Genomic DNA, 12594 nt, shown 5'->3' with positions numbered 1-12594 from the left:
GGCGCTATGCATGGGGTGTCCGGGGGGGGGGCGGGAACTTAATCGACCCGGCTCATTGCCTTGTCAAATGCGTCGACGACTTCATCTGCATTCGCCTTCGTGAAGGTGAGCGGCGGCGAGATGATGAAGGTATCGGCCAGATTGCGAATCAGCACGCCGGATTCACGGCACAGGTCGGACACCCGCGCGCCAACATCCTTGGCCAGGTCAAGCGGGGCCTTGGTCCTCTTGTCGGCGACCAGTTCAACTGCAATCATCAAACCTTGACCGCGGACATCGCCTATGTAGCGGTGGCGGTCCTGAATGGCTCTGAGACGGCCGATGAAATAGGCCCCGACTTCGGCCGCATTCAGATGTAGCTTTTCCTTCTCGATGATCTCCAGATTGGCAATGGCAGCCACGCAGGCCAAGGGGTGGCCCGCATAAGTGTTGCCGTGAGCGAAAGCCGAGGCGCTGAACTGTGCATCGTCATTGGTGACGAACGCGTCGCAGATGCGCGCGTTGGCCATCGTGGCGCCAAGGGGGATGTACCCGCTGTTGATGCCCTTGGCAAATACCATGATGTCGGGTTTGATACCCCAATGCCGGCTTCCCGTCTCGCAGCCGATTCGGCCAAAACCGGTAACGACCTCGTCGGCGATCAGCAATACACCGTGTCGATTGCAGACTTCTCGCACCAGGGGCCAGAAGTTGGCAGGCGGAACGATCACGCCTCCCGCCCCTTGCACCGGTTCCGCGATGAAGGCAGCGACAGAGCCCGCTCCCTGATATTCGATCTCCCGCTCGAGAAGCTGTGCGCAATGGCTTCCTAGCGCCAGCGGATCCATTGTGAACGGGGCGCGGTAGACGTCGGGAGTCTCCACTTGGGTGAAACCGGCCATCAATGGCTCGAACTGCTCGCGGTAGGCCGTGCTTCCACAGGCAGACAGCGCGCCGAGGGTCACGCCGTGGTACGCCCGTTTCAGCGAAATGATCTTGTACCTCGCAGGTTGGCCCACCTGACGCCAATATTGGCGGGCCAGTTTGAACGCCGCTTCATTGGCTTCCGACCCGCCGGACGAGTAAAAGGCGCGCTGCATGCCTTCCTCGGCGGTCCAGCGGCAAAGCACCGCGGACAAATCGATCGCAGGCTGGTTGCTTGTCCCGCCGAAGATCGAATAGAAGCTGATTCGGTCCAGCTGCGACCGAATAGCCTCTTTGATCTCGGGTCGGCCATGCCCGACGTTCACGTTCCATAGACCGCCCTGACCGTCAAGGTAGCGCTTGCCGGTTCGGTCAAAAACGTAGACGCCTTCTCCTCGCTCGATGACGAGCGGCGGCTTCTTCGCTAGGTGCGCCTGATTGGCGAAGGGATACAGCATGTGACGGACGTCGTTGCTTTCTGCGGTGGTATTGGTCATTTGTGGCGCTCTATGTCGATGCAAGTGGGACCGACGACGATCTCAGAGGCTCGAGGTCGGCGGACATACCTGGCGTGGTGTCGCCGACGCTCAGATGAGTTTCAGTATCAGAGCGAGCACTCCCCATGCGCCATCGTTCAAATGCGTGAGTCGCACGCGATCCGGTGCAAAACCAATGCAAACCCCTGGTGCAAATGCAGGATGTCGGGCAGCCATGGAATTGCCGACAATTTCTGCGGCTTGAGCGAAAGCGCGCAGGCCTTCACAAGCAAACCCCACCGGAAAATGCCATGACAGCAGAATCTACCTCCCGCCGGAGCACCTTGAAGGCAATCGGCACCGTTGCGCTGACGGCGTTGGCCGGTTCTGCGTCGTCGTTGGCGCATGCGCAGAACAAGCCGATCGTAATCGGCATGCCAATCGCTCAATCTGGCCCGGCTGGCGTGGCTGACCACGTTGGTTTCTGGAGCGCAGCCAAGCTCGCGGTCAAAGACATCAATGACGCTGGCGGCGTCAAGGGGCGCTTGATAGAGCTAAAAGTGGTCGACATGGACTTGTTGACGCCCGAAGGGACCCAGGCCGCAGTTCGCAGGCTGATTGATGCAAAGGTGAACGCGATMGTTTCGCCCTTCTACGTCGTCGGAGCTGCAGCCGCAGAAGCGGGCGCGGGCTACAAGGCCCCCTTTTTGCACGGCAGTGCGTCCAGCGAGATGGAAAATCTGGTTCTGAAGAATCCAGTTCGCTACGGCCACATGTTTCAAACCGTGCCTGTGGAGGTTTTGTATGGTTCCGGCTTCGCGGTCTTCCTGGAGGATTTGAAGGCGAGCGGCACATGGAAGCCGATCAACAACAAGGTTCACATCATTCGCGAGGACCTTGCCTACGCCAAGAACATCACCAAATCTGCGGAGGCGCAGCTGAAGGCGCGCGGCAAGTTCGACGTCGTCAAGGTCACCGATGTCCAGCTCCAGGTATCGGACTGGGGCCCGGCGATCCAGGAACTGCATGCGACGGGCGCCGGCGTGATCATGGTGAACCATGCCATTGCTGCGGACCTGGCAGCTTTCTCGAAGCAATACGCAGCCAATCCGGTCCGCGGCGCATTGGTCTACCTGCAATATGGCCCCTCACAGCCTGAGTACCTGACTCTCGCTGGACCGGCCGCCGAAGGCTTCGTCTGGAGCAGTCTGGCAGGCGTGCTGGCAGACCAGCAGGGTCAGGCCTATCGTGAGAAGTACCGGAGCGCCGTTCTGCCCAAAGGCGGAACGATGGGAATGGCCTATACCGGCAATGGCAATGATGTCGTGCGCATGCTGGCCGATGCGTGGACGAGGGCGGATGCGGACAATTTTCCTGCCGTCGTGGCTGAATTGAGGAAGACTCGCTACAGAGGCGTGAACGGCGTGTACAACTTTGACAGCGCCAAGCAATCCACGCTGAGTTACCCGCAGGAGACGAGCAAGCTTGAAGAGGGTATGCCCCATCTGTTCTATCAGGTTCAAGGCGGCCAGCATCGCATCATCAGGCCCAATGCCGTCAAGGAAGTGGCGTTCCGGGAGTCGCCGTGGATGAGGTGAGGCCAACGGTCTTCGCCTGCCGTGGTGTGGGGATGAATTTTGGAACGCGCCGGGTATTGCATCAGATTTCCCTGGCGGTGCGCGTGGGCGAAGTCCTGGGTGTCATCGGGCCCAATGGTGCGGGGAAAACCACGCTTTTTGAGATCCTCAGCGGCCGCGTTCGTCCGATCGCGGGAAGTGTCTTCCTGCGAGATAGGGACATAACGATTTTGCCGCTGCACGAGCGGGCGCGTCTCGGCGTGGCCCGCACATATCAGTCACCCGTGGTACCGGAGGCTTTGACAATAGACGAAGTCTTCGATGCCGCGCGCTACGCCTACGCGCCGTACCTCGAACGCGAAGAAGCACAAGCCGCGGCGGACTGCGTTGGCCTCGCGATGGGGCTGCGCAGGCGCGCCGGTGAACTGGGCACATTGGATCGACGGCGACTGCTCCTTGCCTGTCTGCTCATGCGCAAGCCATGCGTGCTGCTGATGGATGAGCCTGCCGCGGGCTTGAGTCAGCCCGAGATCGACGAAATCGATCGCATCATTCGAACCGCTGCGCAGGAAATGAAGATTGCCGTGATGCTGGTGGAGCATCGTTTCGAGTTGCTGGCGGCCGTGGCGCAGCGGGTCATCGTGCTGGATGCCGGTGAGCTTATTGCCGAAGGTGAGCCGACTGCAGTCTTTGACCAACCACGCGTCCGCGCAGCTTATTTTGAGCCAGAGGGGAGCTCGGCATGAGTGGCGCGGCACCGGAGGTCGTCTTGCGCATCCGCGGCTTGTCCGCGGGTTATGGACCCATGACCGTGCTTCACGCGCTGAACTTTCAGGTGCGACGCGGCGAACGTGTGGCCATCGTGGGTCTCAATGGCCATGGAAAATCGACATTGTTTCGCGCAATCAGCGGCTTGACTGATTGGCAGCTGGGTTCGATCGAGTTGGCCGGGTGCGAAATCGGCGGGGTACGCGATCACGGTCCGGCCCGATATACGCATCGTATTGTGAGTTTGGGCTTGGCCCACATGCCACAGGGTGATGCCATTTTCCCTGGCCTCACGGTCTCGCAGCATCTCGACTGCGGGGCTCATACGCGCGCGGCTTGGCGTGACCGCCACCAAAGGCGCGAGCAATTGCTCGACGTGTTCCAACCGTTGCGACCTTTGTTGCAAACGGTCGTCGGGACCTTGTCGGGGGGTGAACGCCGCATGGTTTCCTTGGCCCGCGGCCTGATGACTGACGCCGTGCTGTATTTGGTGGACGAGCCCTCGCTCGGTCTCGCGCCCAAGATCAGCGCCGCAATGGTCGATGCACTGATGCGCGTCGACTTGCGACAGGGCGCCATGGTCATCGCCGAGCAGAATTTGGGGCTGTTGAAGGGCCGTTGCCATCGCACCCTCACCATGCATTCGGGTCGCCTGCAGCCCGAGTTGCCCCTCTCGGAGTGACCCCATGGAACTGAGTTTTGTTCTGGTCTCTGGACTGACGCTTTCCTGCATGTACGCCTTGCTGGCTGTTGGCATTTCTCTCGTGTTTTCCAGCCTGGGCGTCGTGAACATGGCGCACGGCATGAGCTTCACGCTGGCCGGCTACGGTGCTTGGCTCGCTTCCGTCCATCTAGGCCCCTCGGCCTGGATCGTGGTGACCGCGGCGCTGCTCAGCGGCGCCATGAGCGGTCTGCTGATTTGCGCGCTCGCCTTTCTTCCCCTGCACGACAAGCCCGCCTTCCTCATCCGTAGCCTGATTGCGACGCTGGCGCTCAGCCTCCTTGGAACACAGGTTCCGCTGTGGTTCTTTGGCCCGGGTGCCAAAAAACTGCCCGATCTGTTTGGAACACAGAACTTGATTCTCTTCGGAATGTCGATTCCTGCCGACAAGGTCGGATCTATTGCCTGTTCGTTGCTCCTCATGGTTGTCGTGCTGTGGTGGATGACGCGCAGCCGTGGCGGCTTGGCGATTCGCGCCATGATGCAGAACCCCGAAGGAGCCGCCTTGGTTGCAATTGGCTTACGCCGCACTGCCTTGGCGGTGATGGTCGTCGCCGGTGCCATGGCCGGACTGGCCGCAGTGCTGCTGTCTCAAACCTATTTCGTCAGTCCTTTTGGAGGCACCACGCCCTTGGTCAAGGGGTTGATCGTGGCGCTATGCGGTGGCTTGGGCTCAGTACCGGGCGCAATTGCTGCAGCAGCGCTGATCGGCTTCCTGGAGGCCTTCACCAACGCGACACTGGGCGCGCGGTGGGTTCTGATGGTGCAGTTCGGCTTCATCATCGCTGTGCTGCTGGTGCGCCCTCGAGGCATAGGCGGGTTGTTGGCGCGTACGCGTGAATAGGCTCGATCAATCATGAAACCTGCTCTTGTACGCCGTTATTTCTGGGCATTCGGCCTGTTCGGGTTGGCACTTGTGCCCCCCTCTCTGGGTTGGCTGCTCGACAGTTCGTCACTGTTGTCTACGGCTTCTGTTTTTGCCTTGTTCGCTGCCATCAATCTGATGTGGATGCTGATCATAGGAACCGCCGGCATCTTTTCGATGGCGACCTTGGCGATCGTCGGAATGGCAGCCTTTGGCGGTGCTTGGCTTTCCATCACGTACGGCCTGCCGTGGTACGGCATGGTAGGTGTGGGCGGAGTGATCGGTCTCGTGTTCGGCATCGTCATCGCCATTCCCGCCAGCCGCCTGGGAGGGTATTACTACGCCTTGTTGACGATGGGGTTGGTCGAGCTGTGTCGTGTTTCGGTGGTGCAGTCCGAGGCATTGGGTTCGGCCTCGGGAGGCCTGTTCGGCGCTGACAGTTATCAGCCGGACGGATTGGACTACATGACGGAACAGGTCGTTGCCTACCTCGGCTGCTTCGTCGTCATGCTCTTGGCCTTGTGGCTCTACCACGCCGTCAATGGCCGGCGCCTGGGTCAGTTGCTGCGCTGCGCACCCGAGCAGCAGGAGGCCTTTGCCGAAGCGTGTGGCATCGACTATCGACGCGCCCGCACCTGCGTTTTTCTGATCTCCTCGGCCGCCTTGGGACTGATAGGCGGCTTTTACGCCAGTCATTTTCGCGGCGCATCTCCCTCGCTCTTTGGCATGGACAACCTCTTGCTCTTGCTGGCCATGATCGTGATTGGGGGCATGGGAACCGCACGAGGGGCCATTCTGGGAACCTTGCTGGTTGTCGGGATCGACAAGTTGATGCTCGACATAGGCCCGCTTCGCATGGTGCTGATCGGACTCATCATGCTGGCGAGCGTGTTGTTCACACGGCAAGGGTTGGTGGGCATTCCGGCCCAATACCGGGCATGGCGTGCACGACGCGCCATTCGATCGACGTCATAGGAGATTTATCGTGAAAGCACATGAGTACATAGAACACGACGGTCTGGGCTTGGCCCATTTGGTGGCAAGCAAAGAGGTGACCCCGCAGGAGTTGGCGGCATTGGCCAAAGCCCAGAACGATCGGCTGAACCCGGGGATCAACGCGGTCTTGCAGTGGCTGGAACCGCAAATCTCTGAAGAGCACCGGAACGGCGACTTTTTCGGCGTTCCCTTCCTGATAAAGGAGATCATCTTGCATGCGGCGAACGTGTCGTTCTCGAACGGATCGGCGCTCACCCAAGGGACGGTTTGGGCACACGACACAGAACTGATGACGCGGTTTCGCCGTGCCGGTCTTTGCTTGACCGGCACCACGCAAACGCCAGAGTACGGCTACAACCCCACGACCGAGCCGCGATTGTTCGGGCCGGTGCACAACCCCTACAAGCGTGGCTACAGTGCCGGTGGCTCAAGTGGCGGTGCTGCCGCCGCGGTGGCTTCGGGCATTGTTCCGGTAGCCCATGCCAATGATGCCGGCGGCTCGATTCGCATTCCTGCGAGCTGCTGCGGCTTGGTCGGACTCAAGCCGACCAGGCACCGTATACCTACCGGACCCGATGCAGGCGAAATACTGAGCGGCTTCGGAGCCGAGTTCGCTGTCACGCGAAGCGTGCGAGATGCGGCGGCTTTGTTGGACTCGGTGGCCGGCCCTGACGCCGGTGCCCCGGGCGTGCCGGTGCCGCCGTCCAGGTCCTTTGCGGACTCCGCGCGAACGCCGCCGCGGCGCCTCAAGATTGCCTGGACCACTCACTCGTCAACGGGGTCGGCAATTGCCCCTGAGTGCGTGCAAGCCGTGCACGAAACAGTTCAGGTGCTGAACGATCTGGGCCACGAAACGATCGAAGCAGAGCCTGCCTATGACTGGGACATGTTCGTTAGGGCATTGCATATCCACTGGTCCAGCTGTATCGCCTATCTGGTAGATCTGGCCGAATCTGCCACCGGCAGGCGCGCAAGTGCGGACACATTGGAAGCCGTAACGCTGGCGGCATGGATGGAAGGTCGAATGATGAAGGCATCGGATCTGTACTGGGCGATCGATGTCAACAACAAGATCTCGCGGACCTTTGGTCAATTCTTCAACGACTACGACGTTCTGTTGACCCCGACGTTGGCACAGGTGCCTGCGCCACATGGGGTATACAACCAAAACCGCGGTGGAATCTCGGCCATGGAGTGGGCGCGCCAAGTATTCGAATACATTCCCTTTACGGCTCAGTTCAACATGACTGGTCAGCCAGCCATTTCTCTGCCCATCTGCTGGACGGAGTCCGGCCTTCCGATTGGCGTGCACTTTGGTGGTCGCTTTGGCGACGAAGCAACGTTACTGAGCCTGGCCGGTGAGCTGGAAAGTGCCAAGCCCTGGAGGGCCCGACAGCTGGCGCAGATGAAAAGCCTCCTGTCGGCAGTTTGAACCCTGGTCGCTCCAGAGTTGCGTCCAACAATTCAGCATAAGTGGGGAAGGTCGACAAGGAAAAGAAACCGTGGTGGAGGCGTGATAGTTATGAGTACAGAACTGTTCAGTCGCGCCGTGCTGGAAGTTCACTGTATGGCTCGAACCGAGCCGATGGTGAATTTTCAGCAAGCAGTCCTTGGAACTTTGCGACGCTACATCCATTTCGATTCGGCATGGTGGGGTATTGGCTCTCGCCTCCCCGATGGCTTGGAGGACGTGCACGCCTCTGCGTTGTACCGTCTGCCTTCGTTGTTCCCGGGCATCTTGAACGAGGTTCAGCGCGAGGACCTGATGACCCAGGTCACGGCGAGAGAACCGGGACTGACGGTGAACCTGAATCAGGAGGCAATGTGCGGCAGCGCGCGTATGCGTGAAGTCCTGCAGGGCTTCGAGATCGCCCATTGCATGTGTACCTCAATGCCCCTCAACGAAATCAAGCAAATGAGCTTCCTGTCGTTGTATCGCTCAGCGCACGATGCACCATTTTCCGAATCCGAGCGTGAGTTCAAGCAATGGGTGATGCCGCATCTGACAGCTGCACTCACCACGAACTGGATGTTGCATCTGGAGCGCTTGCGCTCGCAACAGGCCAGCGGACATGCGGCCCTGGCAATCGTCGATCGGCGGGGAGTGCTTCATGTCGCGGACGACGCCCTGACCGATCTGATCAGAAGCGAATGGCCCGGCTGGACAGGACCTCGCGTGCCAACGGTCCTGGTGCAACACTTGAGTTCCGGGCAGGTCTATCGAGGCAAACGACTGAAGGTGCGCTTCCACCCGATCGCCGACTTCTGGCTCGTCGATCTGAGGCACAACTCTGCGTTGGAAAGATTGACTGCGCGAGAAGGCGAGGTTGCTGGTGCCTTCGCTGAGGGGGCGAGCTATAAGGAAGCGGCTCGTGCACTTGGCATCGCGCCGAATACCGCGCGCCATCATTTGCGAGAGGTTTATCGCAAGCTTGGAGTGTCCGGCAAAGCCGAACTGGTCCGAGAACTGGCGTTGAATCCAGAGCTGAACCTGACGGCATCGGGCATATCCTCCGTGCAAGATCTCACCGCACCGGAAGCGACTGGTCGCTCCACCCTTGACGACGCACTGAACTGGCGGTGAAAGCGATCAGTGCGCTGGTTTCCAGTCAGTGCCCGAGGCTGTAGTCGATGGCCTGGCCGTCGAACTGTCGTCGGGCACACGCCTTCGCTCGAACGCCAGCCAAGTGTGCAGTTCCTCCCACAGCGGCCGGGTCGAGCTGCCTCGCAATGCCAGGCGCTCTTTGGGCGTGCGCTGCGCCGGCGTCAAACAGGTAGGGCAGGGGAAAGAAGCGCCAGCTAGCGCTGTTGCAGGCGCTGAAGCAACTCTGCGCTTGGATAGCCATCCGCGGGCACCCCGATGCTGCGTTGGTAGCGGCGCAGCCCTTCACGGGTGGCCGAGCCCATCACGCCGTCGGGCGTTCCGCTGGCAAAGCCGCGCTGGTTGAGCGCGGTCTGGAGTTCGAGCAGTTGGCTGCGCGTGAGGGCGGCCAGATCCCGCGGCCAGGGCGCCTGCACGCCGGAGCCGCCGGTCAGGCGCTGCGCAAGAAGGCCGACCGCCAGCGCATAGCTGGTCGAGTTGTTGTAGCGCAGGATGGCGCGGAAGTTCGGGCCGACCAGGAAGGCCGGCCCCCGCGCGCCTGCAGGCAGCAGGATCGTGCCGTCGGCAAACTCCGGCAGCGGTTGACCGTCCATGGTTTGCAGCCCCTCGGCGGCCCACTGGGCGGTGGGTTGGCGAATGGCTGCGTCGGCGCGGCCGTGGTCGAAGCCAGCCGGCAACCGGATCTCGACGCCCCAGGGCTTGTCCGCTTGCCATCCCGCGCGCGACAGGAAGTTGGCGGTCGAGGCCGTCACATCGGCCATGCTGCCCCAGATGTCGCGCCGGCCGTCTCCGTCGGCATCCACCGCGTAAGCCAGGAAGCTCGACGGCAGGAACTGGGTCTGGCCCATGGCGCCAGCCCAGGAGCCGACCATGTGTTCGCGATCGATGTCGCCGTTGTCGAGGATCTTCAACGCTGCGAGCAACTCGCCACGCGCCCAGTCGCCCCGGCGTCCCTCGAAGCCCAGCGTCGCCAGCGCGTCGATGGTCAGGGTACTGCCGTAATTGCTGCCGTAATTGCTTTCCATGCCCCAGATGGCGACCACGATGCCGGGCGGCACGCCGTAGCGCGACGCCGCTGCTTCGGCTTGGTTGCGAACCTGCAGGAGCTTGTCCTGGCCGGCAGCGACACGTTGGGCCGTCACGGTGCCGTCGAGGTAGTCCCAGACCGTGCGGGTGAGTTCGGGCTGTGCACGGTCCAGTTCGATGACGCGCGGGAGGTATTGGACGCCGTCGAAGGCGCTGCGCAGCGTTGTCTCGCTGATGCCGCTTGTGCGCGCGGTGGCGCGGAAGTCCGCCACCCATTGTGAGAATCCCCGTTGGAGTTCCGCTTCGCCGGCGGCCGCGGGCACGGGTGTAGTAAGCGCTGGTGCGGCTCGGGCGGGCGCGGTCGACGGCTGCGACGGTGCCGTAGGCGGCGCCGAAGCGCAGCCTCCCAGCAGGGCGATTGCGAGCGCCGTCAGGGCAAGTCGTGGGGGACGAGGCGACGGAAAGTGGGCTTGGTGCATACCGTGGATTTTCACCCTCGCGCAGAACCGGCGTGGCCTCGCCCCTCGATGGTTGAAGGAAATTAATGAACATCGTATAAACTTGAACGACGTTCAGATTTAAAGGACCTGCAGTGCTGGCCCCCGATGTTCCCGGCCGCCGCGAGCGGCGGCGCGCGCAAACGCTCGACCATGTCGCGAGCACAGCCATGCAGCTCTTCGAAGCCAGCGGCTACGACGCAACCACCATGGAGCAGATCGCCCTGCAGGCCGACGTGGCCAAAGGCACGCTCTACAACCATTTCGCCACCAAGGAAGCGATCCTCGCGCATTGGGTGCACATGGAACTGGCGGCCGACACGCAGCGCCTTCGCGACGTGGTCGACATGCCGGGCGGCTTCGAGCCGAGGCTGATGCGTTTGCTCGACGCCTCGGCCGAATGGTCGCAGCGCCACCGGGGTTATCTGCTCGACTACTTCCGCTTTCGCTTTCTCAACATCCAGGACGAGATCGGCGGGAGAGAAACCGACGAGCGGCCGCGCGATCTGGCGGGGCTCTTCGCGCTGTTGATCGAACATGCGCAAGAAGACGGCACCTTGCGTGCCGACGTGCCGGCCGAGCACCTGGCGTCGCTGCTGCACCATCTGTACTTCGGCGCGCTGATGCGTTGGCTGACGCTGCCCGGGCTGGAACTGGGCCGCGAATTCGCGGTGATCGTCGAGATCTTTGCCAACGGTGCCCGCGCCGCCGGCAAACCGCTGCAGAGGAAGCGCCCATGAAGATCGCCGTCGTGACCTATGGCACCGAGGGCGATGCGCGTCCTCTTGCGGCACTGTGCCGCGCGCTGGATGACGCCGGCCATGCATCGGTCCTGCTGGCGGACGAATCGACGCTGGGCATGGCCCGCCAGCTCGGTGTGCGGACGCAGGCGCTGGACGGCGACATCCGGGGCGCGCTCGGCGCGAGCGGTGCCATCGCCAACGTGGTGGCGCACAGCGAGCGGCCGGGCGCGGCCGCGAAGGCACTGGCAGCCATTGCCAATGCCAACGCCACGCCGTGGCTGCGCCAGACCGTCGAGACGGCGCGCGGCTGCGACGCCATCGTGTGCTCGGGACTGGCCGCTTTCGTGGGCCTTTCGGCCGCCGATGCGCTGCGCGTGCCGGTCATCGGCGCGGGGCTGTTTCCGCTCACGCCCACGCGCGACTTCGCCTCCCCGTTCCTGCCGCCAGCGCGCATTCCGCGATGCCTGAACCGCTTGAGCCATCGCTTCGTCAACGCGATGCTGTGGCGCGCATTCCGGCCGGCCGTGAACGCGGCGCGTGCCGAAGTGTGCGGCCTGCCGCCGCGCCGGCGCATGTGGACCACGCACCCGATGCTCTACGGTTTTTCGCCGAGCCTGGTGCCGCGGCCGACCGATTGGCCTGCGAACGCAGCGGCCTGCGGCCAGTGGCTTCCGCCAGCGTCCGATTGGCAGGCGCCACCCGCCTTGAATGCATTCCTTGCGGCTGGCGAGGCGCCGATCTACATCGGGTTCGGCAGCATGACCGGCTTCGACGCCGGCCGCATGCGCCGCGTGGTGGTGGACGCCATCGGGGGGCGGCGCGCCGTGCTGAATCCCGGCTGGAGCGGCATCGACGTCCAGGGCCTGCCCGCCAACTTTCACGTGGTGGGCGATACGCCGCACGACTGGCTGTTTCCGCGCACGGCGCTGGTGGTGCATCACGGCGGATCGGGCACCACGCATTCGGCTGCACGCGCAGGGGTGCCGTCGGTGGTCGTGCCGTTCACCGGCGACCAGTTTTTCTGGGCCCACCGGCTGGCGCAGGCGGGGGTGGCGCCGCAAGCGGTCGCGGGCGGCCGCCTCGGTGCGCACGACCTGGCGCGCGGCATTGCGTTGGCCGGCCGTCCGGAGGTCCGGGCGAGTGCGCGCGCATTGGGCGAGCGGATGCGTGCCGAAAATGGGCTGGCGCAGGCTGTCGGGATGATCGAGCAGAGCCTGCAGTCCACCGGTTGACGCAGAGTCCGCGTCGCCTCGGCCGCACCAAACGGGGAGATGCATGCGCCACAACGGCGCATCGGGCGGCGCCTTGCAGCGAGGTCGCGCCGGGTTTGGTGCGATGGAGACCCGCCCGGCCGCAGATTTTCCCGGCACGGATGTTGCATCAGGTCCTGCACTGTCCCGCGGCACAGCTGCCGCGGTTC

11 protein-coding genes are annotated in these 12594 nt (G+C 62.7%); 9 read left to right on the top strand and 2 right to left on the bottom strand.

Annotated elements, in window-relative coordinates:
* Window positions 1-38: 38 nt before the first annotated feature.
* Window positions 39-1400 (bottom strand): aminotransferase class III-fold pyridoxal phosphate-dependent enzyme, encoded by a 1362-nt coding sequence (locus AC1DXX_RS27530; protein ID WP_478137388.1) that lies wholly within the window; start codon window positions 1398-1400, stop codon window positions 39-41.
* A 290-nt stretch (window positions 1401-1690) separates the two neighbouring features.
* Here AC1DXX_RS27530 and AC1DXX_RS27525 point away from each other — a divergent pair, with 290 nt between their 5' ends.
* From AC1DXX_RS27525 to AC1DXX_RS27495, 7 genes are all read left to right on the top strand, one after another.
* Window positions 1691-2977 carry an ABC transporter substrate-binding protein gene (locus tag AC1DXX_RS27525; RefSeq protein WP_478137387.1) on the top strand — a complete coding sequence of 429 codons (1287 nt, stop codon included), beginning with the start codon at window positions 1691-1693 and terminating at the stop codon, window positions 2975-2977.
* Between the two features lie 32 nt (window positions 2978-3009).
* Window positions 3010-3702: an ATP-binding cassette domain-containing protein gene (locus tag AC1DXX_RS27520; protein WP_478137386.1), complete on the top strand. Its 693-nt coding sequence runs from the start codon at window positions 3010-3012 to the stop codon at window positions 3700-3702.
* A 59-nt stretch (window positions 3703-3761) separates the two neighbouring features.
* A complete protein-coding gene (locus tag AC1DXX_RS27515) occupies window positions 3762-4406 on the top strand; it encodes an ATP-binding cassette domain-containing protein (protein WP_478137385.1) in 645 nt (214 codons plus the stop codon).
* Between the two features lie 4 nt (window positions 4407-4410).
* Window positions 4411-5289 (top strand): branched-chain amino acid ABC transporter permease, encoded by an 879-nt coding sequence (locus tag AC1DXX_RS27510; protein ID WP_478137384.1) that lies wholly within the window; start codon window positions 4411-4413, stop codon window positions 5287-5289.
* Between the two features lie 12 nt (window positions 5290-5301).
* Window positions 5302-6285 (top strand): branched-chain amino acid ABC transporter permease, encoded by a 984-nt coding sequence (locus AC1DXX_RS27505; RefSeq protein WP_478137383.1) that lies wholly within the window; start codon window positions 5302-5304, stop codon window positions 6283-6285.
* 10 nt (window positions 6286-6295) lie between these two features.
* Window positions 6296-7738 (top strand): amidase, encoded by a 1443-nt coding sequence (locus AC1DXX_RS27500; protein ID WP_478137382.1) that lies wholly within the window; start codon window positions 6296-6298, stop codon window positions 7736-7738.
* A gap of 90 nt (window positions 7739-7828) precedes the next feature.
* A complete protein-coding gene (locus AC1DXX_RS27495) occupies window positions 7829-8890 on the top strand; it encodes a helix-turn-helix transcriptional regulator (RefSeq protein ID WP_478137381.1) in 1062 nt (353 codons plus the stop codon).
* 215 nt (window positions 8891-9105) lie between these two features.
* Here the strand turns inward: AC1DXX_RS27495 and AC1DXX_RS27490 are convergent, their stop codons facing one another.
* Entirely contained in the window at window positions 9106-10413 is a 1308-nt protein-coding gene (locus AC1DXX_RS27490; RefSeq protein ID WP_478137380.1) for a lytic murein transglycosylase, read from the bottom strand.
* Window positions 10414-10526: 113 nt separating this feature from the next.
* On the opposite strand from AC1DXX_RS27490, the gene AC1DXX_RS27485 reads away from it, so the two are divergent.
* A complete protein-coding gene (locus AC1DXX_RS27485; RefSeq protein WP_478137379.1) occupies window positions 10527-11171 on the top strand; it encodes a TetR/AcrR family transcriptional regulator in 645 nt (214 codons plus the stop codon).
* Window positions 11168-12406, top strand: coding sequence for a glycosyltransferase (locus tag AC1DXX_RS27480; RefSeq protein ID WP_478137378.1), 1239 nt, complete (start codon window positions 11168-11170; stop codon window positions 12404-12406). The genes AC1DXX_RS27485 and AC1DXX_RS27480 overlap by 4 nt, the downstream gene beginning before the upstream one ends.
* Window positions 12407-12594 lie beyond the last annotated feature (188 nt).

The organism is Variovorax sp. P4_B10 (assembly GCF_056402375.1).
This window is presented reverse-complemented; position numbering and strand designations above follow the sequence as displayed.